At 69.3% G+C, this 21,736-nt stretch carries 18 protein-coding genes; 11 read left to right on the forward strand and 7 right to left on the reverse strand.

The annotated features are described in order from the left end of the window. Positions 1–65 precede the first annotated feature (65 nt). Positions 66–1,418, forward strand: coding sequence for an RNase J family beta-CASP ribonuclease (locus ACQUQF_RS09725; RefSeq protein WP_435178205.1), 1,353 nt, complete (start codon positions 66–68; stop codon positions 1,416–1,418). Position 1,419: 1 nt separating this feature from the next. Continuing rightward, a complete protein-coding gene (gene idsA3 / locus ACQUQF_RS09730) occupies positions 1,420–2,481 on the forward strand; it encodes a geranylfarnesyl diphosphate synthase (protein ID WP_435178207.1) in 1,062 nt (353 codons plus the stop codon). A 245-nt stretch (positions 2,482–2,726) separates the two neighbouring features. Here idsA3 and ACQUQF_RS09735 read toward each other — a convergent pair whose 3' ends face one another. Then, positions 2,727–3,128, reverse strand: a complete 402-nt coding sequence (locus tag ACQUQF_RS09735; protein WP_435178209.1) for a DUF7344 domain-containing protein — start codon at positions 3,126–3,128, stop codon at positions 2,727–2,729. Positions 3,129–3,323: 195 nt separating this feature from the next. Continuing rightward, complete coding sequence (locus tag ACQUQF_RS09740; protein WP_435178211.1) at positions 3,324–5,351, reverse strand: bacterio-opsin activator domain-containing protein; 2,028 nt, start codon at positions 5,349–5,351, stop codon at positions 3,324–3,326. 222 nt (positions 5,352–5,573) lie between these two features. Here ACQUQF_RS09740 and ACQUQF_RS09745 point away from each other — a divergent pair, with 222 nt between their 5' ends. Further along, positions 5,574–7,298, forward strand: coding sequence for a glutamate--tRNA ligase (locus tag ACQUQF_RS09745; protein WP_435178213.1), 1,725 nt, complete (start codon positions 5,574–5,576; stop codon positions 7,296–7,298). Between the two features lie 22 nt (positions 7,299–7,320). On the opposite strand, the gene pabB is transcribed toward ACQUQF_RS09745, so the two are convergent. From pabB to ACQUQF_RS09760, 3 genes are all read right to left on the reverse strand, one after another. Next, complete coding sequence (gene pabB, locus ACQUQF_RS09750) at positions 7,321–8,799, reverse strand: aminodeoxychorismate synthase, component I (protein ID WP_435178215.1); 1,479 nt, start codon at positions 8,797–8,799, stop codon at positions 7,321–7,323. A gap of 118 nt (positions 8,800–8,917) precedes the next feature. Next, a complete protein-coding gene (locus tag ACQUQF_RS09755; RefSeq protein ID WP_435178217.1) occupies positions 8,918–9,412 on the reverse strand; it encodes a type IV pilin in 495 nt (164 codons plus the stop codon). Positions 9,413–9,414: 2 nt separating this feature from the next. Next, on the reverse strand, positions 9,415–9,864 hold the full coding sequence (locus tag ACQUQF_RS09760) for a type IV pilin (RefSeq protein ID WP_435178219.1): 450 nt from the start codon (positions 9,862–9,864) through the stop codon (positions 9,415–9,417). 308 nt (positions 9,865–10,172) lie between these two features. Here ACQUQF_RS09760 and ACQUQF_RS09765 point away from each other — a divergent pair, with 308 nt between their 5' ends. Next, positions 10,173–10,736 carry a homing endonuclease associated repeat-containing protein gene (locus tag ACQUQF_RS09765; protein ID WP_435178221.1) on the forward strand — a complete coding sequence of 188 codons (564 nt, stop codon included), beginning with the start codon at positions 10,173–10,175 and terminating at the stop codon, positions 10,734–10,736. A gap of 27 nt (positions 10,737–10,763) precedes the next feature. Here ACQUQF_RS09765 and ACQUQF_RS09770 read toward each other — a convergent pair whose 3' ends face one another. Next, positions 10,764–11,390 (reverse strand): plastocyanin/azurin family copper-binding protein, encoded by a 627-nt coding sequence (locus tag ACQUQF_RS09770; protein ID WP_435178223.1) that lies wholly within the window; start codon positions 11,388–11,390, stop codon positions 10,764–10,766. 124 nt (positions 11,391–11,514) lie between these two features. Between ACQUQF_RS09770 and ACQUQF_RS09775 the strand changes: the two genes are divergently transcribed. Then, a complete protein-coding gene (locus ACQUQF_RS09775; protein ID WP_435178225.1) occupies positions 11,515–12,534 on the forward strand; it encodes a hypothetical protein in 1,020 nt (339 codons plus the stop codon). Here ACQUQF_RS09775 and ACQUQF_RS09780 read toward each other — a convergent pair. Then, entirely contained in the window at positions 12,531–13,481 is a 951-nt protein-coding gene (locus ACQUQF_RS09780; protein WP_435178227.1) for a M48 family metallopeptidase, read from the reverse strand. The genes ACQUQF_RS09775 and ACQUQF_RS09780 overlap by 4 nt on opposite strands. A gap of 200 nt (positions 13,482–13,681) precedes the next feature. Between ACQUQF_RS09780 and leuS the strand changes: the two genes are divergently transcribed. The 6 genes from leuS (at position 13,682) to ACQUQF_RS09810 (ending at position 21,501) form a co-directional block, all read left to right on the forward strand. Beyond that, positions 13,682–16,393, forward strand: coding sequence for a leucine--tRNA ligase (gene leuS, locus ACQUQF_RS09785; protein ID WP_435178229.1), 2,712 nt, complete (start codon positions 13,682–13,684; stop codon positions 16,391–16,393). A 289-nt stretch (positions 16,394–16,682) separates the two neighbouring features. Next, positions 16,683–17,747 (forward strand): hypothetical protein, encoded by a 1,065-nt coding sequence (locus tag ACQUQF_RS09790; protein ID WP_435178231.1) that lies wholly within the window; start codon positions 16,683–16,685, stop codon positions 17,745–17,747. 160 nt (positions 17,748–17,907) lie between these two features. Continuing rightward, positions 17,908–18,978 (forward strand): ABC transporter permease, encoded by a 1,071-nt coding sequence (locus ACQUQF_RS09795; protein WP_435178233.1) that lies wholly within the window; start codon positions 17,908–17,910, stop codon positions 18,976–18,978. A 154-nt stretch (positions 18,979–19,132) separates the two neighbouring features. Then, positions 19,133–19,990: an ATP-binding cassette domain-containing protein gene (locus ACQUQF_RS09800; protein ID WP_435178235.1), complete on the forward strand. Its 858-nt coding sequence runs from the start codon at positions 19,133–19,135 to the stop codon at positions 19,988–19,990. A gap of 98 nt (positions 19,991–20,088) precedes the next feature. Further along, entirely contained in the window at positions 20,089–21,057 is a 969-nt protein-coding gene (locus tag ACQUQF_RS09805; RefSeq protein WP_435178237.1) for an AAA family ATPase, read from the forward strand. A gap of 141 nt (positions 21,058–21,198) precedes the next feature. Next, complete coding sequence (locus ACQUQF_RS09810) at positions 21,199–21,501, forward strand: Htur_1727 family rSAM-partnered candidate RiPP (protein ID WP_435178239.1); 303 nt, start codon at positions 21,199–21,201, stop codon at positions 21,499–21,501. Positions 21,502–21,736: the final 235 nt, after the last annotated feature.

Raw genomic sequence — 21,736 nt, forward strand, 5'->3', positions numbered from 1 at the left:
CCGCCGCGGAATCGTCGTGGCGCTGCCGCGCGAACCGCGTGGCTTTGCGTACATAAGGTGAAACTATGGAAATCGAAATTGCAACCATCGGCGGTTACGAGGAAGTCGGACGGCAGTGCACCGCCGTCCGCGCGGGCGACGACGTTGTCATCTTCGACATGGGGCTGAACCTCTCGAAGGTGCTGCTCCACGACAACGTCGAGACCGAGAAACTGCACAGTCTCGACCTCATCGACATGGGGGCGATACCGGACGACCGCGTCATGTCCGACCTCGAAGGCGACGTCCAGGCCATCGTGCCGACCCACGGTCACCTCGACCACATCGGCGCCATCTCCAAGCTGGCCCACCGGTACAACGCGCCGGTCGTCGCCTCGCCCTACACCATCGAACTGGTCAAGCAGCAGATCCAGGGCGAGCAGAAGTTCGGCGTCGAGAACGACCTGGTGAAGATGGAGGCGGGCGAGACGATGTCCATCGGCGACTCCGGGCAGGTCGAACTCGAGTTCGTCAACGTGACCCACTCGATCATCGACGCCATCAACCCGGTGCTCCACACGCCCGAGGGCGCGATCGTCTACGGCCTCGACAAGCGGATGGACCACACGCCGGTGCTCGGCGACCCCATCGACATGAAGCGATTCCGCGAGATCGGCCGCGAGGGCGAGGGCGTGCTGGCGTACATCGAGGACTGCACCAACGCGGGCCGGAAGGGTCGGACGCCGAGCGAGTCGGTCGCGCGGCGCCACCTCAAGGACGTGATGAACTCCATCGAGGACTACGACGGCGGCATCGTGGCGACGACGTTCTCGAGCCACATCGCCCGCGTCAAGAGCCTCGTGGAGTTCGCCCACGACATCGGCCGCGAGCCCGTGCTGCTGGGCCGGTCGATGGAGAAGTACTCGGGCACCGCGGAGCGGCTCGACTTCGTCGACTTCCCCGAGGACATGGGGATGTTCGGCCACCGCAAGTCGGTCGACCGCACCTTCAAGCGCATCATGAAGGAGGGCAAGGAGAACTACCTCCCCATCGTCACCGGCCACCAGGGCGAGCCCCGCGCGATGCTCACCCGGATGGGCCGGGGCGAGACGCCCTACGAGCTGGACGACGGCGACAAGGTCATCTTCTCGGCCCGCGTGATTCCGGAGCCGACCAACGAGGGCCAGCGCTACCAGTCCGAGCGCCTCCTGAAGATGCAGGGCGCCCGCATCTACGACGACATCCACGTGTCGGGCCACCTCCGCGAGGAGGGTCACTACCAGATGATCGACGCGCTCCAGCCCCAGAACATCATCCCGGCTCACCAGGACATGAAGGGGTTCGCGCCGTACGTGAGCCTCGCCGAGAGTCAGGGCTACGAGCTCGGTCGGGACCTGCACGTGACGAGCAACGGCAACCTCATCCAACTCGTCGAGTAACATGACGGACGCGAGCGCCGGGACACTGGAAGAGCAGGTGCTTGGGGCGGTCGAACAGCGCCGGGAGGTCGTCAACGCGGCCATCGACGAGGACCTGCCGGTCGCCGAACCCGAGCGCCTCTACGAGGCGGTCCGGTACCTGCTCGACGCGGGCGGCAAGCGCCTGCGGCCGACCGTGCTGCTGCTCGTCGCGGAGGCGCTCGCCGACGTCGACGACGACCCGGCCGACATCGACTACCGGGACTTCCCGGACCTCACCGGGGGCGCCGTCGACCTGATGGCGGCCGCGGTCAGCATCGAGGTCATCCAGTCGTTCACGCTCATCCACGACGACATCATGGACGACGACGACCTGCGCCGGGGCGTACCCGCGGTCCACCGGGAGTACGACACCGAGACCGCCATCCTGGCCGGCGACACCCTCTACTCCAAGGCATTCGAAATCCTGGTGGAGGCCGACGCCGACCCCGAGCGGGTCGTGGAGGCGACCGACGTGCTGGCGACGACGTGCACCAACATCTGCGAGGGCCAGGCCCGCGACATCGCGTTCGAGGAGCGGACGGACGTGCTCCCCGACGAGTACCTCGAGATGATCAAGGACAAGACCGCGGTGCTGTACGGCGCGGCCGCGACCATCCCGGCCATCCTGCTCGGCGCCGACGACGAGACCGTCGAGCAGCTGTACCAGTACGGCATCGACGTGGGCCGGGCGTTCCAGATCCAGGACGACGTGCTCGACCTGACGGTGCCCAGCGAGAAGCTCGGCAAGCAGCGCGGCAGCGACCTCGTAGAGAACAAGCAGACCATCATCACGCTCCACGCCCGCGAGCAGGGCGTCGACGTCGACGCCCTGGTCGAGACCGACGACGTCGACTCGGTCACCGAGGCCGAGATCGACGAGGCGGTCGCCCGGCTCGAGGACGCCGGCAGCATCGACTACGCGAAGGAGAAGGCCCAGGAGCTGGTCACCCGGGGCAAGGACCGGCTCGCGGTCCTCCCGGACAACGAGTCGAAGGAGCTGCTGGCGGGCATCGCGGACTACCTCATCGAGCGCGGTCACTGACCGCGTCGGCTTCTCCGGGGTCGACGCCGCTCGGTCCTCGCGGGCCGACCGCTCGGCCGCCGACCGTCACGTTCTGCAGTGACGCCGCTGGCGCGACACGGACAGCCCTGCGAGCAGCGTACGTAATCGAGCCCAGTAGCCGGCCGGACGTCGGGAGCAACGGCGGGGACGGCGGGAGGGCAGAGAGAAGCGGGTGAAGGTGTCGGAGCGTCAACGGGGGAGAGCGGGTCGTCGGCCGCGCGGCCTCACTCGCTCGGGAACTCCTTGTAGTGGGTGTGTTCGAGGTACTCTTCGAGCGTCGGCTGGCGCCAGTAGCGGACCACGTCGCTGCGCGGGTCGAACTCCACGATGTCCTCCTCGGCCAGACGGGGGAGATGGGTCTGGCGGAGCTCGACCGCGATGTCCTGCCGGCGCGAGTCGGTGACGGGATCGTCGCCGTCGCGGGCCTCCCACAGCGCGACCTCGTCGGCCAGCGTCTCGACCTCTGCCAGCCCGTCGTCGGTGCCGACGAGCGTGTAGAGGGCGTACCGGCGCCGGCGCTCCGCGAGGAGGTCGAAGAGCGTGTCGAACGAGGGCGTCGTGACTGCGCGACCGTTCTGGAGGGCGTGGTCGCTTGCGTTTCCCGACCGTATCGAGTCGTTGTTCATGGCGGCTGACCTCCACTCGAATCCTTCTCCGGAAGGGGATAACAAACCCATGCCTCAACAATAAGGTACCGCCGCGAGAGAGTGTCAAGCGCCGAATATCAACAGTCTTAGGGGTTGACCGTACGTTCACTCATCCAACTGGAACTCCTTTACCGAACGTTCGTTCGGGAGGACGCCGACCGGTCGAACGTCCGGTCACCCGTCGAGGAACGTCCCCACGAGTTTTCGCTGGGCCGCCCGGAGGTGCTGGTGGAGCGTCGGCGACGAGATGTCGAGCGAGTCGGCCACCTCCTCGCCGGTGCTCTCGCGGGGGTACTCGTAGTAGCCCGCGAAGTACGCCGCCTGGAGCGCGGTCCGCTGCTTCTCGGTCAGGTCCCGGCGGAGCGTCTGGCGGAACTCCTGGTCGGTGTCGACCGGCCGGTCGACCTCCTGCTTGCTCACGAGGTCGGCATCGGGGTAGATGGTCCGGAAGCTGTCGACGACGTCCCGGACGTTCACGTCCGAGGACGCCTCCGCGACGTACCGGACCGTGCCGTCCTCGGCCACCGCCGACTTGACCACGGTACCGGCCTTCACGAGCCGGTCCACGCCGGACCACGCCAGGTCGAGCTCCAGCAGGCACTCGTCGCCGTCGTCCGTGACGACCCGGCTCCCCTCGAGGACGCCGTAGTCCGCCAGTCGGTCGACGACCGTCGAGGCCGACGCGCCCTCGACCGCGACGTACTCCAGCAGCTTGTCCTCCCGGATGGGGACGACGCCCTCGAGCGCGAACCGGGCGCCGAGCTCGGACGAGAGCCGGCAGAACCCTGACTTCGGGCTGTCGACCTCGAACTCCAGTTCGACCGCGGTGTCGGAGAGCAGCAGCTTCCGGTTCTTCACCGCGTTGATGGCGAACGCGACGATCTCGCCCAGGGTCTCGAGCGCGGTCAGCTCCCGGTCGCTGTACGCGCCGGTGCACGCTCCACTGATGCCCAGCACCCCGTAGTTCGTGTTGCCGTACGTCAGCGGCACGAGGACCGCCGAGGACATCCCGATGTCGACCATGATCTCCCGCTCGCGCTCGGAGAGGGCGTCCGACCGGTCGACGTCTGACACCACGACCGACTCGCTCTCGCGGACGACCCGCGCGAGCGCGTTGTCCCCGGGTGACTTGGCCTGGGTCGCCTCGACGAGCCGCTCGACGTCCCCGCGGTCGACGCCGACGACCGTCTCCGGGTGCATCCGCTCGTCCTTGACCCACGGCCCGCCGATCCACGCGAACTGGTAGAACTCCGAGTTGGCCAGCTCCTCGCAGACGGTCCGCTCGATCTCCTCGCGGGTCGCGGACCCGACCAGCGACTGGACGATGCGGTGGATCAGCGCGTTGATGCGGCTCAGCCGGGTCAGCGCGTCGCGGCTCTCGGCGAGTCGGCGCTCGTTCTCGCGGCGCTCGGTCACGTCGCGGGCCACCCAGACCACCGCCTGCCGGCCGTCGATGGTGTCGCCCAGCGGCGCGGTCCGGCCCTCGAACCACCGGGTGCCGGCGGCGGTGTCGGCCTCGTACTCGATGGTCTCGACCCCGCCGGTCTCCAGGGTGGTCCGGATGAGGGCGAGGAACCGGTCGGCCTGCTCGTCGGGGAAGGCGTCGTGGAGGTGCTTGCCGACCAGCCGCTCCTGCTCGACGGTCCGGAGGTCCGCGGTCCCGGGCCCGGACAGCACCTCCAGGTACTGGCCGGTCTCGTCGATGACGAAGGCCACGTCCGGGAACGCGTTGGTCAGCTCCCGGAGCCGGTCGCCCGAGACGCCCGAGTCGGTCTCGACGCTGGCCGCGGCCACCGCCCGACCCACGCGCTCGCGGAGCCGGTCGCCGCCGTCGGCCTTCCGGAGGTAGTCGGTCGCGCCCATCCCGACCGCCTCGCTGGCGACCGCCTCGCTGCCCGACCCCGTGTACAGCACGAACGGCAGGTTCGGGTGGTCGTGGCGGACGGCCTCCAGCAGCGCCAGGCCGTCGGTCTCGGGCAGGTCGTACTCGCTGACGACGCAGTCGACGTCGCCGTCGGTGGCGAGGCGGTCGCGGGCGGCCGCCGCCGTCGACACAGCCGAGACCGACACGTCGCTGCCGTCAGACAGCGCGGCCGGCGGGTCGGCCTCGTCGACGTAGAGTACTCGGATGGTCCTCGTCGCGGGAGCGTCCCCGTTCCCGTCGGGCGACTCCCGGTCGACGCGCTGGCGTTCGGAGGTCACGTTCGACCGGTGGTACGCGGCCGCGTACCTAAGGGCCTTGGTTAGCGATCTGAGACGTGACGGGGACCGACTTTCGGGACTGTCAGCGTCGGACCCGGACGAACCGTCGAACCCAGACGAAGGGGTGAACTCGGAGGCGGGCGGTCGGAGGGCGTCGAACTGGACGGGCGGCCGGAATCGAATCCGGACGAGTTTTCCCGCAGACGCCCCAACGACCCGGTAATGAACGACGAACTCCGCGAGCGGATCGAGACGGAGGCCGAGAAGCACGCCCTCGTCAACGCGGTCAAGCACGAAAGCGAGGCCGACGTCGGCGCGGTCATGGGCCCGCTGATGGGCGAGAACCCCGACTTCCGAAAGCACGGCGACGAGATCCCGGGCGTCATCGGGCCGGTGGTCTCGCGGGTCAACGACCTCTCGACCGAGGAGCGCCGCGACCGCCTCGCCGAGCTCGCGCCCGACTGGCTCGAGGAGATCGAGAGCGAGGACGAGGGCGAGGACCACCCGCTGCCGGACCTCCCGAACGCCGAGGCGTACGACGAGATCCGGATGCGGTGCGCCCCGAACCCCAACGGGCCGTGGCACCTCGGCCACGCCCGGATGCCCGCGGTCATCGGCACCTACGCCGAGCGCTACGACGGCGAGTTCGTCGTCCGGTTCGACGACACCGACCCCGAGACCAAGCGCCCGCTGCTGTGGGCCTACGACGAGATCCTGGAGGAGGTCGAGTACCTCGGGTTCGAACCCGCCGAGGTCCTGCGCGCCAGCGACCGCCTCGAGACCTACTACGACCACGCCCGCGACCTCATCGAGAAGGGCGGGGCCTACACCTGCTCGTGCTCGGGCGAGGCGTTCTCGGACCTCAAGAACTCGGGCGAGCCCTGCCCCCACCGCGACAAGGACCCCGAGACCACGATGGAGGAGTTCGAGGCCATGATCGCCGGCGAGTACGAGTCGGGCGAGATGGTGCTCCGGGTCAAGACCGACATCGAGCACAAGAACCCCGCGCTGCGCGACTGGGTCGGCTTCCGCATCATCGACACGCCCCACCCGCGCGAGGAGGCCGAAGACTACCGGTGCTGGCCGATGCTCGACTTCCAGTCGGGCGTCGACGACCACCTCACGGGCGTGACCCACATCATCCGGGGCATCGACCTCCAGGACTCCGCGAAGCGCCAGCGGTTCGTCTACGACTACTTCGACTGGGAGTACCCCGAGGTGGTCCACTGGGGCCACGTCCAGGTCGACGAGTACGACGTCAAGATGTCGACCTCGACTATCCGGGAGCTCATCGAGGCCGGCGAGCTCGACGGCTGGGACGACCCGCGCGCCCCCACGCTCCCCAGCGTCGAGCGCCGCGGCATCCGGGGCGAGGCCATCGTCGACGCGATGATCGAACTCGGCACGTCGACCAGCAACGTCGACCTCGCGATGAGCTCTGTGTACGCCAACAACCGCGACCTCGTCGACGACGACGCCGACCGGTACTTCTTCGTCCGCGAGGACCACGCCGACTTCACGCTGACCGGCGACCACCCCGAGACCGCCCACCCGCCGGTCCACCCCGACCACGAGGACCGGGGCACCCGCGACATCGACGCCGGCAGCCGCGTCCGCATCGAGGAGGTCGACGTGCCGGAAGACGGCGAGCGCATCTGGCTCAAGGGGTTCGGCTGCTTCCGGCGCGAGGACGACGAGTTCGCGTACGCCGGCGACGACATCACCGCCGTCCGCGAGGAGGGCGTCGACGTCGTCCACTGGGTCCCTGCCGACACCGCGGTCCTGACCCGGATGCGGACGCCCGACGGCGACGTCGTGGGCTACGCCGAACCCGGCTTCCGCGACACCGCTGTCGACGAGATGATCCAGTTCGAGCGCGTCGGGTTCGCCCGCGTCGACGACCACGAGGACAGCGACGAGTCCGTGGCGTACTTCGCCCACGAGTAGTCGTCGCGCGGCCGCAGAATCGCTACTCCTCGACCCGCAGTTCCCGCTCGTCGTCGAGCGCGTCGTCCATCGCCCGGACCAGCGCCCGGCCCTTGTCCAGCGTCTCCTCGTACTCGGCGTAGGGGTCGGAGTCGTGGACGATGCCCGCGCCGACCCGGAGGTAGTAGCTGTCGCCGGCCCGCACCAGCGTCCGGATGGTCATGTTCAGCGTCCCGCGCTCGTCGAAGCCGACGACGCCGATCGCGCCGGTATAGGGTCCGCGGCGGGTCGGCTCGAGTTCGTCGATGATCGCCATCGTCCGGGGCTTGGGCGCGCCGGTGATGGTACCCCCGGGGAACACCGCGGCGATGGCGTCGGCCACCGAGGCGTCGTCGCGGCGCCGCCCGACCACCTTCGAGACGGTGTGCATCACCTCGGAGTACCGGTCGACGCGGCGGTACTCCTCCACTTCGACCGACCCGAACTCCGAGACCTTCCCGAGATCGTTGCGCTCTAAGTCGACCAGCATCGCGTGCTCGGCGTGCTCCTTCTCGCTGTCGAGCAGTTCGCGTTCGAGCCGGCGGTCCTCGGCCGGCGCGTCGCCCCGCGGGCGCGTCCCGGCGATGGGTTCGGTCACGAGCCGGTCGCCCTCGCAGTCGAGCAGGAGTTCGGGGCTGGCGCTCACGAGGTCCACGCCGGGGAACTCCACGAGCGCGGAGTACGGCGCGGGGTTGACCCGCCGGAGCGCGGCGTACGCGGCGACCGGGTGGACCGCGGCGGGCGCGACCAGCCGCTGGGAGACGTTCGCCTGGAACGTCTCGCCGTCGCGGACGTACTCCCGGACCCGACGAACTCGCTCGGCGTACGCCTCGCGACCGACCTCGTTGCGGAACGTCGCGGCCGCGGCGTCGGCGGGCGGCGGTTCGATGGTCGAGTCGCCCTCGTGGATGCTTCGCGCGAACTCCTCCGCACGCTCGACGGCGCGGTCGTAAACTGCGGTGGCGTCGTCGCCGGGCTCGACTCGCGGACAGCACGTGATGTGGAGTTCGGTCGGTCCCTCGCCGCGGGGCTCGCGCCACGCCGCCACGCGGTCGTAGACGCCCAGCTGGAGCCGGGGAAGTCCCCGGTCGTCCTCGGTCGTGTCGGGCAGGTCCTCGAGTTCGCGCGCGAGGTCGTAGGAGAACCAGCCGAACGCGCCGCAGGGGTACGGCACCTCGCAGTCGCCCCGGACGAGTCGCTCGGACCCGAGGAGGTCGTCGAGCGCGTCGAAGCCTGCGGGGGTGTCGGCGGTGGCGTCGGTCGTCACCCACCGCTCGGGGTCGGTCGCGAAGTAGCCCCAGCCGTCCTGCCCGCCGGTGGTTTCGAGGTAGACGCTTTTCTCGGGTTCGCGTGCCCGTCGGTAAGCGTCGTAGGGGTCGGCGACCTCGGTCCGGAGTTCGACCGGGATTTGGGATAGGGCGTTGAGTCCGGCTGTGAGTCGCTCAAACTCCTCTCGCGACGTGACGGTGCGAGGTTCGCTCACGCCTGGGGATAGGGAAGCCGGAGTTATCTGTGAATCGGTCTATGTTATCGAGGTTTACTGTTGGACGAAGCTATCCATTGAGTGGAGCACCTTCGCAAAACCGGGAAACGGGTGCCGGTTAGAGGTTGACTTCGGATTCGCCGATGACAGCAGTTTTATCGCTACCGGATGCAGTCCAGATGACCTTCACAGTCATTCCGTCTTGAATATCGTTAGTAGCGCCACCATTGTCATGGAACGTTATGCTATCACCAGCAGTTATGTCCCCAGTACCCCAGCTAGAGCTCACTGGGAGAGTACCCGAGTTTTCGTCGGTGCCAGCATCCCAAACTGCTTTACCACCGACAGTGACCTTTACTTGATCACCTTTCACTGCTTCACCTCCATCATGAGCGATTTCGACTGTTCCATCATTCGCTGTCGTATAGTCGAATGTGAAGGTTGCACTAGGACTTGCTTGACTCACTCGATCACCGAGACCGAGCACGAACGTCCCGATAACTGCTGCTAGAATCACCGTGATCGCCACCATCAAGATGACCCCAATGACAGGACTTACTGCTCGGTCTCCGTCACCTTCAAGAAATGACTTGAAAGCGCCCTTTAGATCCATGTTTAGAAGGACACCTCAGATTCACCGATGATAGCGGTCTTGTCACTACCGGAGGCAGTCCAAATTACCTTGACTGCTTGACCGTCAGAGACACTGCTATCCCGAAGTTCGATTCGGTCTCCTGCAGTAATCTTGTCAGCAGTCCAGTCATTAGTCCCGGTAGTCCAAGAAGCACTACCACTATCGTATGCAGTCGTACCTCCAACAGTGACATCTAATTGGTCAGTAGTAACACCATCACCGCCGTCGTGGATAATGGCCACTTCGTTGTTGCTCTGATCATATTCGAACGTGAACGTCGCACTGGGTTGCGCCTGACTGACCCGATCGCCGAGACCGAGCACGAACGTTCCGATGACCGCCGCCAGGATCACCGTGATCGCCACCATCAGGATGACCCCGATGACCGGCGAGACCGCGCCGTCGTCTTCGAAGAGTGCTTTGAGTTTCATGTGTTGGTATTTCTCCGTTTTCCCGCACGTTATCATCCGTGAGAAGCGGCCGCACCCTTTATCTACGCCGGCGAACTACGTTCGTTCGTCGGCGGGGGACCGCCATAGCCGCCCCGGCCCGGCACTTCTCGCTCGATGACACGTGCTTAATTCCCCCGTTCACAGTCACCCTATAAAAATACTTCCTTACCTGAAAAGAGGATTATAGAATTTGATATGCTCTCGAAATATACAATGACAGGAAGTAACGAGAACACTCGGGCGGAGAAGGTCCAGATTTATACCGCCGCGGTACGATTCGGGAACCGATGAGCCAGCAGGTCACCCCGGAGACGCTCCGGTCCGCGCTGCAGTCGCTGGCCGCCCGCCTCGGCAAGACCCCGACCGTGGTCGACATGCACGAGGAGGGCGACTTCTCGCCGGAGCAGTACCAGGAGGTCTTCGGCGGGTGGAACGAGGCGCTCGAGGCGGCCGGCCTCGACCCCGAGGAGATGGGGAGCAAGCGCATCCCCGACAGGGAGCTGCTGGCCGAGCTCCAGCGGCTCTACACCGAGCTGGGCAAGCCGCCGACCCAGCGGGACATGACCGAGCGCGGCGCGTACTCCAACCGGACCTACCGGCTCCGGTTCGGCAGCTGGTCGGCCGCGCTCCAGGAGGCGATGCTCGACACCAACGACGGCATCTCCGAGGCCGAGCTGCTCCGGGAGATCGAGCGCCTCGCCGACGAGCTCGGGCGCGCGCCCAAGGCCGCCGAGATGGACGAGCGCGGCGCGTACGCCCCCGTGACCTACCACCGGCGGTTCGGGTCCTGGCGGCAGGCGCTCGCCGAGGCGGACCTCGACGGCTGCACCGGGGACAACCGGCGCCGGTAGCGCGCCGCGACGCCGCCGAGCCGGGCGCTACCCGCTGTTGCCGAACTCCTCGTAGGAGATGGTGCCCTGCTGGACGATGGCCTGCTCGGACGGCACGTCGCCATCTGGCGGGTCGCCCTCCACGTCGCCGGGCTCGCCGCAGACGATGCGCGCGATCATCCCGAGCGTCTTGTGCGGGATGCAGAAGTAGTCGTAGGTCCCGGTCACGTCGAACGTGTAACTGAACGAGGCGTCCTGTCCGGTGAGGATGCCGCTGTTCCACGGCTCGGCGTCGTTCGGAATCCGGGTCACGTTCGCGCTGGAGTAGGTCTCGGCGTACGCCGTCGAGGAGTGGGCGCCCGATTCGATGACCCACTCGACCGTGGTCCCGGGCTCGACGAACAGCCCGATGGGATCGAAGTAGTACTCGCTGCCCTCGGTGACCATCCGGATCTGGGGCTGGCCGGCGGCCTGGGTCCCGGCCGCGGTGGTCGTCTGTCCGGCCTCCGCGGTCGTCGTTCCGCCGCCGGTCGGTCCGGCCTCCGCGGTCGTCCCGGTCGTCGTTCCCTCTCCCACAGCTGTTTCCGTCTCGCCGCCGCCCGCCGGGGCGTTGCAGCCCGCGAGTGCACCCACCCCGACGGCGCTCACCGCGCTCAGGAACCTGCGCCGTCTCATGGCTCGTCGTAGGGCGTCCAGTCGGAACAATGATACGGCCGACGTCGGGCGCCAGTCGGCCGCGCGGCCCGGAATCGCCCCGGCCGCCCAACGGCTTTTCCGGATTGCGGACGTAGCGGACGCCGTGTCGGAGCAGACCCAGCGCGACGGTGCTTCCCCGGGAGGGGAGTCCGATGGCCGCGGCCGGCAGCGGGGGCGGACCGGCGGCGCGGCCAACTGGTTTCTGGTGGAGGGCGACCGCCTCTACCTGGCGGCCGGTCTGCTCGCGGTGGTGCTCGCGGCGCTGGTCGTCGTCGAGTGGGCGTACGGGTTCGTCGCCGTCCGGTCGGCGAGCCCGATCTACTTCCTGTTCGGTTCGCTGCTGACGGGCGACCTGACGCTGGTGACCGTGGTCCTGTCCATCAACCAGCTGGTCCTCTCGCGCGAACTCGGCGCGCCGGGCACCCTGAGCGAGCGCATCCAGGGCGCGGTCGACTACTGCGACGAGGTCGCGGAGTCGACCGGCGCCTCGGTCACGCCGAAGACGCCCGCGCGGTTCCTGCGGTTCCTCCACGGCGAGGTCGAGTCACGGACCCACAGCGTCGAGGAGGTCGCGGCGGGGGTCGCGGACGACGCGCTCCGGGAGCGGCTCGACGACCTCACGACCTCGCTGTTCGAGGACGTGGCGCTGGTCAACCGGACGCTCGAGGCCGACGAGGGGATCTTCACCGTCGTCTCGGCGACCATCGCGACCAATCACTCCGACCAGCTCCGGACCATCTCCGGCATCCGGGCGGAGTGCGCCGACTCGCTGACCGAGGAGCTCGACGACCTGCTCGACGACCTCGAGGACCACCTGCTCCAGATCGACGTGGCCCGCAGCTACTTCAAGACCGTGTACGTCCAGAAAGAGCTCGCCTACCTCTCGCGGGTGCTGCTGTACGTCGGGGTGCCGGCCATCGTCGCCAGCGGCCTCGCGCTCGTGTTCTACAACGCGGTCGGCCCCGCACCGGTTCCGTCGTTCGTGCCGTACGTCGTGGTCGCGGCGGCGGTCACCCTGGGATTCGCGCCGCTGGCCGTGCTGTTCGCGTTCGTGCTCCGGCTGGCGTACGTCGCCCAGCGGACCGCGAGCGTCGCGCCGTTCGCCTCCGAGCAGTACCCCTAGCCGATCTCGATCCGCACCGCGCCGCGCTCGCGGTCGGCGCGCTCGACCAGGCGCTCGATCCGGTCGTCCATGGCCGGGTGGGTCGACAGCAGGCGTGTCAGCCCGCCCTCCTCGTCGCCGCGGACGTACAGCGGCGACCGCATCCCCCAGCGGGGTTCCGTCGCCCGCTCTATCTTCCGCAGCGCCCGGGCCAGCGCGAGCGGATTCCCGGTGACGGTGGCCGCGCGGTCGTCGGCGGCGAACTCGCGGCGGCGCGAGTGGGCCAGCAGCAGGAGCGTGAGCGCGACGAATCCGATCATCACGACCCTCCCGACTCGCCGGCGGAGCGCAGACACCGGCGCGAGCGCGTCGGCGGGCGGCCGGCCCCGGAGCCAGTCGAACGTCCGCCGGAACCCGGTCGCGGCCACGACGAACGGGAGCGCGAGCGCGACGACGACCCAGACCACCGACTGGCCGGCGCTGTAGGCCACCGTCTGGACGAGGCTGTCGCGGCTCTCGAGGTGGGCGAGCTCGTGGGCCAGCAGCCCCTCGATCTCGTCGGCGGTCAGCAGGTGGAACAGCGACCGGTCGAGCACGACGGCGCCGCCCCTGATGCCGCCGAGCGCCATCGCGTTGGGGGCGCCGATGCGAGCGACGTACAGCCGGGGCCGGGCGACGCCCATCCTGTCGACGAGGTCGTCGAGCCGGTCGTGGACCGCCGGCGCGCGCCGGCGCGGGAGTTCGGCCGCGCCGACCTGCGAGAGCAGCTGGACCGTGCCGAACCGGTAGCTGAGGTAGCTCAGCGCGACGGTCAGCCCCGCGGTCCAGAGCGCGACCTCTAGCAGGTCGGCGCGGGCCAGCCAGACCGCGGCCAGCAGCCGGTAGCCGAGGTAGGCGGCCCCGACGTACACCGCGAGCAGGGCGACCCCGACGAGCGCCATCAGGACGCGGAGACCGAGGCGGCGCATGCCGGAGCGTTGGAGCGGTGGCGGCAAGGAGATGACGGTCCCGGCGAGCGCGCTCGTCGTTAGGGGTGAGTCAGTGAGGTTCGGGTCCGTCGGAGTCAGGTCGCCGGAGGGCGTCGCGACCGACGCCCGGCCGCTCGGCCCGCCGACGCCGCCTGACAGAAGGAAAAGCTATAGTATCGTCGTCGCCCGAAATTCCAGTAATGACTACCGGCTCCGGCGAGCAGCGCGAGCGAGGGTTCGACCACGCCGAGGTCGAGCCGAAGTGGCAGCGCGAGTGGGAGGACGCCGACGTGTTCCGCATCCCCGACAGCGCCGAGGACCCCGAGTACGTCCTGGCGATGTTCCCCTACACCTCGGGCAGCCTCCACATGGGTCACGTCCGCAACTACACCATCACCGACGCGTACGCCCGCTTCGAGCGCCAGCGCGGCGAGAACGTGCTCCACCCGATGGGGTGGGACTCCTTCGGCCTGCCCGCGGAGAACGCCGCCGAGGAGCGCGACACCAACCCCCGCGACTGGACCATGGAGTGCATCGACTCGATGACCGAGCAGATGAAGGCGATGGGCTTCGGCTACGACTGGGAGCGGGAGGTCACAACCTGCGAGCCGGAGTACTATCAGTGGAACCAGTGGCTGTTCAAGCGGTTCCGCGAGGAGGGGCTGGTCGAGCGCCAGAGCGCCGAGCTCAACTGGTGTCCCTCCTGCGAGACGGTCCTGGCCGACGAGCAGGTCGAGGGCGAGGAGGAGCTGTGCTGGCGCTGCGGCACCCCCATCGAGCAGCGCGAGATGGACCAGTGGTTCTTCACCATCACGGACTACGCCGACGAGTTGCTGGAGGCGCTGGACGACCTGGACGACTGGCCGGCCAACGTCCGGGAGATGCAGCGCAACTGGATCGGCCGCCAGGAGGGCGCGTCGGTCGCGTTCGAGATCCCGGGCTACGGCGACGTCGACATCTTCACCACCCGGCTCGACACCATCCACGGCGCGACGTTCTTCTCGCTGGCGCCCGGCCACCCGGTCGCCCGGGAGATCGCCGAGGACAACGAGGAGGTCGCCGAGTACATCCACGAGGCCGAGCACGCCGACGAGGACGAACTCGACGTGACCTCGGGCGTCTTCACCGGCGAGCACGCGGTCAACCCCGCGACCGGCGAGGAGATCCCGGTGTTCGTCGCCGACTACGTGCTGACCGACGTGGGCACCGGCGCGCTGTACGCGGTGCCGGCCCACGACGAGCGCGACCACGAGTTCGCCGAGGCCCACGACGTCCCCATCCAGCAGGTCGTCGAACCGTCCCCCGAGGCTGACGTCGACCCCGACGAGATCGACGTCCAGGAGGAGGCCTACACCGAGGACGGCGTGCTGGTCAACAGCGGCGAGTTCGACGGGCTGACCAGCGAGGAGGCCCGCGAGCGCTTCGTCGAGGAGTTCGACGGCGAGCACCGGACCGAGTACAACCTGCGGGACTGGGGCATCTCGCGCCAGCGCTACTGGGGGACGCCCATCCCGATGATCCGCTGCGACGACTGCGGCTACGTCCCCGTGCCCGACGAGGACCTGCCGGTCGAGCTGCCGGAGTTCGTCCACACCACGGGGAACCCGCTGGACGCCGCAGAGGAGTGGAAGCACGTCGAGTGTCCGGAGTGCGGCGGCGACGCGGTCCGGGAGACCGACACGATGGACACGTTCGTCGACTCCTCGTGGTACTTCCTGCGGTTCGTCTCGCCAGACCTCGACACCGCGCCGTTCGACACCGAGCGGGCCACCGACTGGATGCCGGTCGACCAGTACGTCGGCGGCATCGAGCACGCCGTGATGCACCTGCTGTACGCCCGGTTCTTCACGAAGGTGCTCGACGACATCGACCTGCTGGACGGGGTCCGCGAGCCGTTCACCGACCTGACCAACCAGGGGATGGTGCTGGGCGCCGACGGCAACAAGATGTCCAAGTCCAAGGGCAACGGCGTCTCGCCCCAGCGCATCATCGACGAGTACGGCGCCGACACGGCCCGCCTGTTCATCATGGAGGCCGCCCAGCCCGAGAAGGAGTTCGCGTGGAGCGACGAGGGGGTCCAGTCGGCCCACCGGTTCCTCCAGAACCTGTACGGACTGGCCGAGGAGTTCGCCGCCGGCGAGGTCGCGACCGGCGGCGCCGCGGGCGACGGGTCCGCGGGCCGCGAGTCGGCCGCCGCGGTCTCGGAGTACGTCGACCGCGAGATCGACGCGACGGTCGCGACCGCCACCGCGGAGTTCGAGGAGTTCCGGTTCAACCACGCGCTCCAGGCGGTCCGCGAGATGGTCTCGCTGCTGCGGCGCTACCGCGAGCACACGGTCCCCGACGAGGAGACGTTCGAGCGCGGGCTGACGACCGCGGTGAAGCTGGTCTCGCCGGTCGCGCCCCACGTCGGCGAGGAGATCTGGGAGCTGCTGGGCCGGGACGGGCTGCTGGCGCGGGCCGACTGGCCCGACGCCGACGCGCCGGAGGACTACGACATCGAGCGCCGCCTGGTCGAGAACACCCGGGAGGACGTCCGGGACATCGTCGAGACGGTCGGCATCGAGGACCCCGAGACGATCACGCTGGCAGTCGCCCCCGAGTGGAAGCACCGCGCCCACGAGATCGCGATGAACGCCGACGGGAACGTCGTCGGCACGGTCATGGGCGACGACCAGCTGCGCGAGCAGGGCGAGGACGCCGCCGACTTCGCGAAGGACCTGGCCGCCGAGGCCGAGGCGCTCGACGAGCAGCTGTCGCCCGAGCGCGAGAGGGCCGCGCTGGAGCGGGCGGCGTGGCTGCTCGAACGCGAGTTCGGCGCCGACGTCGTCGTCCGGACCGCCGACGAGGCCGACCCGGACCTGGCCGGCAAGGCCGAACCCGGCCGCCCCGCCATCGACATCGCGGAGTGATCGGCCGCGGGTCGCCGTCCGCCCTTTTCGCGTCGTTCCGAGTTCCGAACACCGCCGCGACGCGCCTGCGATTCCTCTCGTTCTCGCCTCGTCCGCGGTTCCGGTCGCCGAAGCGGACGTCGCCCGTTCCGACCGGTCGGAGCGAGGGGGTGTCGGGGATCGGTCATAAGGTATATTTCATGTCGGTCTGAAGACCGGTCGAGAACAGTGTTCGACGAAGCAGACGCAGTTGCAACCGGACGGTATCGCTCCACGGAACGCTCGGCGTCCCGCGCGGAGGTGAGCCGACGTGTCCAGCGGTGAGGCCGGCGGACTCGGCCTCGGCGCGAAGCTGGGCGCGCTGGTCATCGTGCTCGCGGCGGCCGGCGGCGCGGCCGGGTTCGTCCTCGGCGTCGGCCCGTTCGCCGACTCGTCGGGGAGCGCGTCGGTCTCGCAGGTCCCCGCAGACAGCGACGCGGTGTTCTACGTCGACGCGGCCATCACTGACGACCCGGCGACGAAGGCGCTGGTCAACCGGTCGCTGTCGGCCCGGGCCGACGACGAGTACTACGACGGGCCGTCGTCGTACGAGGAGCTGCGCGAGCAGGCCCGGGGCAACACCTCGCTCGACCCCTCGGAGGTCGAGGAGGTGCTCTCGTTCGCCAAGTACCCGGCCGAGAACGCGAGCCCCGACGCGCCGTCGTACTGGGGCGTCATCGTCCACGCCGACTGGTCGACCGAGGACGTGGCCGCCGAACTGAAGAACAAGTCGACCTCCCGGACGTGGACCGAGTCGTCGTACAAAGGCCACACAGTCTACAAGTCCGAGCCCGAGTCGGAGTACCGGGACCCCTCGTGGTTCGCCGTGCTCGGCGACGGCCAGTTCGTGGCCGGCCAGCCGACCGCCGTCAAGGACGCGATAGACGTCGACGAGGGCGACGCGGACTCGCTCGGCGGTAGCGTCAGGGAGGCGTACGACGGCCTCCGGGACGACGCGCTCGTTGCGTTCGCGGCCGACGTGCCCCGCGAGCGCATCCCCGAGCAGTCGGTCGAGCGGGCGTCCCAGCGGGCGCCGGTCGACTACAGCGTGTTCACCAGCATCGACCTGGTGTCGGGCGCGTACTACACGTCGTCGGACGGCCTCGGCGTGACGGTCAACATGCGCGCGACGAGCGCCGACGCCGCGAAGGACGTCAACGACGTGACCCAGGGCGGCATCTCGTTCGCCAGCGGGACCGTCTCGAACGAGACCGTCAAGCAGGGCCTGCGCGACGTCGAGGTCTCGCGCGACGGGTCGACCGTCAGCGTCTCCTACGAGAAGTCCGTCGACCAGGTCACCCGGCTCCTCGCGGCCCTCGAGCGGCTCGGGATGTAACGCGGCCCACGATTTCCTTCGCGGCGTTATCGGGTTCTATCGCACCGCGACCGCCGAGAATACAGGGATATATTACCGTCGAGTTTTTCGTTCGAGGTACGACAATGAACGCCGCGGACGGACGGTCGGGACCGACGGGCCGGCGGGGAGGGCGGCGGCGATGAGCCTCCGGTCGCTGCTCCGGAAGGAGGCCCTCCGCGCGCGCCACAACCTCGGCGCCCTCTTCGTCCTGCTGGTCGTCCTGCCCGCGGCCATCGGCGTCACGACCGTGGTGTTCCAGGAAGTCATCCCGCGGGACGCCCCGGTCGCGGTCGTGCCGGAGAACGAGACCGTCACCGACGACGAACTCGCCGTCGTGCGCGGCGGCGTCACGCTGTTCGCCGAACCGGTCGCGTACGACACAAGGGAGGCGGCGATGACCGCGCTCCGGCGCGAGTCGGTGTACGCCGTGATACAGGTGCCGCCCGGCATCATGGACGAGGGTCGCGCGGACGTCACGTTCGTCCTGTACGTGGACGAAGCCATCGTGCCCTACGAGGAACCGTCCCGGATGGTCGCGGCGCTCCTCGACTCGCGCCTCGACCGGGCGCTCCCGGCGCAGGTGTCGGTCGAGCGGACGACGGTCGGCTCGGACCACACGCTCTCGGAGTACCTGCTCCCCGTGGGGATGATGGTGCTGGTGCTGCTCGTCGCGTTCGTCTACCTGCCGACGGCGCTGGTCCGGGAGGCCCGCGTCCTCGACCGGCTCCGCGTCGAGAGCTCGCTCCGGGCGGTCCTCGCCACCAAGCTGCTGTTCGTGGCGGCCGTGCTGGCGGTCCCGCTCGCGGTGTTCGCCGGGGTCGCTGGTGCACTCGGCTACGCCGTCGACCCGCTCGCGCCGGCGGCCGTGGGCGTCTACCTCCTCACGTTCGTCTACGCCGCGTCGCTGAGCAGCGCGATCACCCTGCTCACGAAGTTCCGGGACGCGGGCCGGTTCGTCAACGTCGGCGCGTTCTTCGGCGCGCTCGCGGTGTCGAACCTCGCGTACCCGGCGGGGTTCTTCTCGCCGGTCCGCCGGGAACTGGCCCGCCACAGCCCGCTGCACCACAGCATGATAATCGCGCGCAGCCTGCTCATGAAGGACGTCGACCTCGCGCTGTTCGCCGACTGGCTCGCCGCGCTCGCCGGGTTCGCGGCGCTCTCGGTCGGCGTCCTCGCCGCGAGCGCGGCCCTGTACGAGCGATGGGAGTGACCGACCGGCGGCCCGGTTCCGCGGAGGGCGAACGCCGTCCCACGACCGATTCAACCACAATCGACACACCCTCAGCCAATACACCCACGACCGACACACCCTCAGCCGACACACCCACGACCGACACATCCACAGCCGACACACCCACCACCCCATGACAGAGAAACCCGCACTCGTCGAGTTCGATTCGGTCGGCAAGCGCTACGGCGACGCGACGGTCCTCGACGGCGTGGACCTGACCGTCCGGGCCGGCGAGTTCCACTGCCTCGCGGGACCGAACGGCGCGGGCAAGAGCACGCTGTTCCGGCTCGCCGCCGAGCTGACCCGGCCGACGCGGGGCCGGGTGATCCGCCGGGTCGACGGCGTGGGCTGCGGGTTCCAGACGCCCAACTTCTACCCCGACCTGACCGTGGCCGAGAACCTCGACGTGTTCGCCGGACTCGCCGGCGGCCCGGACGAGGCATGGGTCGAGACGGTCTCGGCGGCGCTCAGGCTCGACCGCGTGCGCCACCGGCGCGGCGACGCGCTGTCGGGCGGCTTCGCGACCGCGCTGGACCTCGGTCTCGCGCTGCTCTCGAAGCCCCGGCTGGTGCTGCTCGACGAGCCCCTCTCCGACCTCGACGGCGCGACCAGGGACCGGGTCGTGGACGTGCTGGAGACGTACCGGACCGGCGACCTGGCCGGGGAGTCCGACGCGGACGCGCCGGACCGGACCGTCGTCGTCGCGACCCACAACGTCGGCGCGTTCGAGTCAGTGGCGACCCGCGTGACGCTGCTCGCCGAGGGTGACGTCGTCCTCGACGCCGGCGCCGACGAGGTGCGCGCGGAACTGGCGGAGTCCGCGAGCGCGGCGGTCGCCACCGGCGACGCGACGGGCGAGGGGATCGCGAGTACGGAGGCCGGAAGTAGCGACATCACTGGTGGAGCCGGCAGCGGCGACGCGGCCGACGCGCTCCAGTCCCGGTACGAGCGACTCGTTGCGGACCACTGGGAGCGCGGCGACGAGGAGTGACCCGGCCGACTCCCCGGCCCGGACGACCGCGGGCGCGCCGGGATCGGGCGACTGCGGGAGCACCAAGGTTCTTTATCGCTCGCTCAGAGGTCTCCCGCATGGACCAACCCACGGCGACGAAGCGCTGCCGGCGCGTCCTCGACGCGGTCGGCGACGCCGTCATCGCCGACGAGGCGTTCCTCGAGACCGTGCTGACCGGCGTGCTGGCCCGGGGACACGTCCTGCTGGAGGACGTGCCGGGCACCGGCAAGACCCTGACCGCCCGGAGCTTCGCCGACGCGCTCGGGCTCTCGTTCTCGCGCATCCAGTTCACGCCCGACCTGCTGCCCGCGGACATCACCGGCTCGAACGTCTACAACGAGGGCACCGGCGAGTTCGAGTTCTCGCCCGGCCCCGTCTTCGCCAACGTCGTCCTCGCCGACGAGATCAACCGCGCGCCCCCGAAGACCCAGGCCGCGCTGCTCGAGGCGATGGGCGAGGGCCAGGTCACCGTCGACGGGACGACCCACGACCTGCCCGAGCCGTTCTTCGTGCTGGCGACCCAGAACCCCGTCGAGCAGGAGGGCACCTTCGGGCTGCCGGAGGCCCAGCGCGACCGCTTCATCGTCAAGACCGCGATGGGCTACCCCGACTTCGCCGGCGAGCGCGAGCTGGTCGACCGGCGGGCCGACCGGACCGCCAAGGCGCCCAGCGTCGATCCGGTGCTGGAGGGCCGGGAGGTCGCGGCCATCCAGCGAGTGCTGGAGGACGTCCGGGTCGACGGCAAGCTCCGGGACTACGTGGTCGCGCTCGGCCGCGCCACCCGGGAGGACGACCGGGTCGACGTCGGGGTCTCGCCCCGCGGCGTCCAGCGGCTGTTCGAGGCCGCCCGCGCCCGGGCCGTGGTGTCGGGCCGCGACTACGTGGCCCCAGACGACGTCAAGCGGGTCGCCCGGCCCACCTTCGCCCACCGGCTCGTGCTGACCGACGAGGCGCGGGTCCGGGGCGCCGACCGGCGCGAGGTCGTCGCCGACGTGCTCGACGAGGTGGAGGTGCCCGCCGTCACGTCGTCGGCGTCCGGTCGGTAGTCCGGACCTCCGTTAGACGCCTCGTTCCCCGCACTCGAGGCGACACCCGAAACTTGAGTCGACCCCCGAACGTCATCGGCCCCGTTCTCGCCGCCCGAAAACCGGCAGAGCGACCTTTCCCGGTCGACGCCAACCCCGACCATGGTCGAGAAGGCGCGACGCGCGGCGGTCGAGGAGTCGCGGCCGGACGCCGACCCCGAGTGGGAGGTGCTGGCCCGCGAAGAGCCCGGGAGCCCGCCCCGCTACGTGGGCACCGTCCGGGCCGCGGACGCCGAGGCGGCCCACGAGGCGGCGACCCGGCTGTTCTGCTGGTACGACCACGAGGTGTGGGTGTGTCCCGCCTCGGAGGTTCGGCGGTTCTCGGCCGACGCGGGTGGCGAGGTGAGTGACGACGAGTTGGCGACTCCGGAGTCGGGGACTGAGGGGCGGACGCACGAGCTGTAGACGTCGATGGGCGATAGGACGCGGGTCGCGGACGATCGGAGTAACACTAAGTCTGTCTCTGATCCGCTGTAGTCCGTCACGGTCGGTAATCGCTGTAGTCCGTCACGGTGGTGAGACGAGCTAGCGACTGCCGTCACCTCTGTACCGCAACCTCGGAGCAAGCTCTGAGGAGCCTCGACTCGCTTCGCACCGCGAGACACCGCAACAGCGACCGCGGGCCTCATCCTCCCCGGCC

The sequence above is a fragment of the Halorussus sp. AFM4 genome (assembly GCF_051194995.1).
Lineage (GTDB): Archaea > Halobacteriota > Halobacteria > Halobacteriales > Haladaptataceae > Halorussus.

What these genes read in the sequence shown, in the direction of transcription:
- ACQUQF_RS09755 (WP_435178217.1), bottom strand. Translation starts at nt 9,412, where the DNA reads ATGGATCTAAAGGGCGCTTTCAAGTCATTTCTTGAAGGTGACGGAGAC.
- ACQUQF_RS09795 (WP_435178233.1), top strand. Translation starts at nt 17,908, where the DNA reads ATGAGCCTCCGGTCGCTGCTCCGGAAGGAGGCCCTCCGCGCGCGCCAC.
- ACQUQF_RS09810 (WP_435178239.1), top strand. Translation starts at nt 21,199, where the DNA reads ATGGTCGAGAAGGCGCGACGCGCGGCGGTCGAGGAGTCGCGGCCGGAC.
- leuS (WP_435178229.1), top strand. Translation starts at nt 13,682, where the DNA reads ATGACTACCGGCTCCGGCGAGCAGCGCGAGCGAGGGTTCGACCACGCC.
- ACQUQF_RS09735 (WP_435178209.1), bottom strand. Translation starts at nt 3,128, where the DNA reads ATGAACAACGACTCGATACGGTCGGGAAACGCAAGCGACCACGCCCTC.
- ACQUQF_RS09760 (WP_435178219.1), bottom strand. Translation starts at nt 9,864, where the DNA reads ATGAAACTCAAAGCACTCTTCGAAGACGACGGCGCGGTCTCGCCGGTC.
- ACQUQF_RS09800 (WP_435178235.1), top strand. Translation starts at nt 19,133, where the DNA reads ATGACAGAGAAACCCGCACTCGTCGAGTTCGATTCGGTCGGCAAGCGC.
- ACQUQF_RS09780 (WP_435178227.1), bottom strand. Translation starts at nt 13,481, where the DNA reads ATGCGCCGCCTCGGTCTCCGCGTCCTGATGGCGCTCGTCGGGGTCGCC.
- ACQUQF_RS09745 (WP_435178213.1), top strand. Translation starts at nt 5,574, where the DNA reads ATGAACGACGAACTCCGCGAGCGGATCGAGACGGAGGCCGAGAAGCAC.
- idsA3 (WP_435178207.1), top strand. Translation starts at nt 1,420, where the DNA reads ATGACGGACGCGAGCGCCGGGACACTGGAAGAGCAGGTGCTTGGGGCG.
- ACQUQF_RS09805 (WP_435178237.1), top strand. Translation starts at nt 20,089, where the DNA reads ATGGACCAACCCACGGCGACGAAGCGCTGCCGGCGCGTCCTCGACGCG.
- ACQUQF_RS09770 (WP_435178223.1), bottom strand. Translation starts at nt 11,390, where the DNA reads ATGAGACGGCGCAGGTTCCTGAGCGCGGTGAGCGCCGTCGGGGTGGGT.
- ACQUQF_RS09725 (WP_435178205.1), top strand. Translation starts at nt 66, where the DNA reads ATGGAAATCGAAATTGCAACCATCGGCGGTTACGAGGAAGTCGGACGG.
- ACQUQF_RS09765 (WP_435178221.1), top strand. Translation starts at nt 10,173, where the DNA reads ATGAGCCAGCAGGTCACCCCGGAGACGCTCCGGTCCGCGCTGCAGTCG.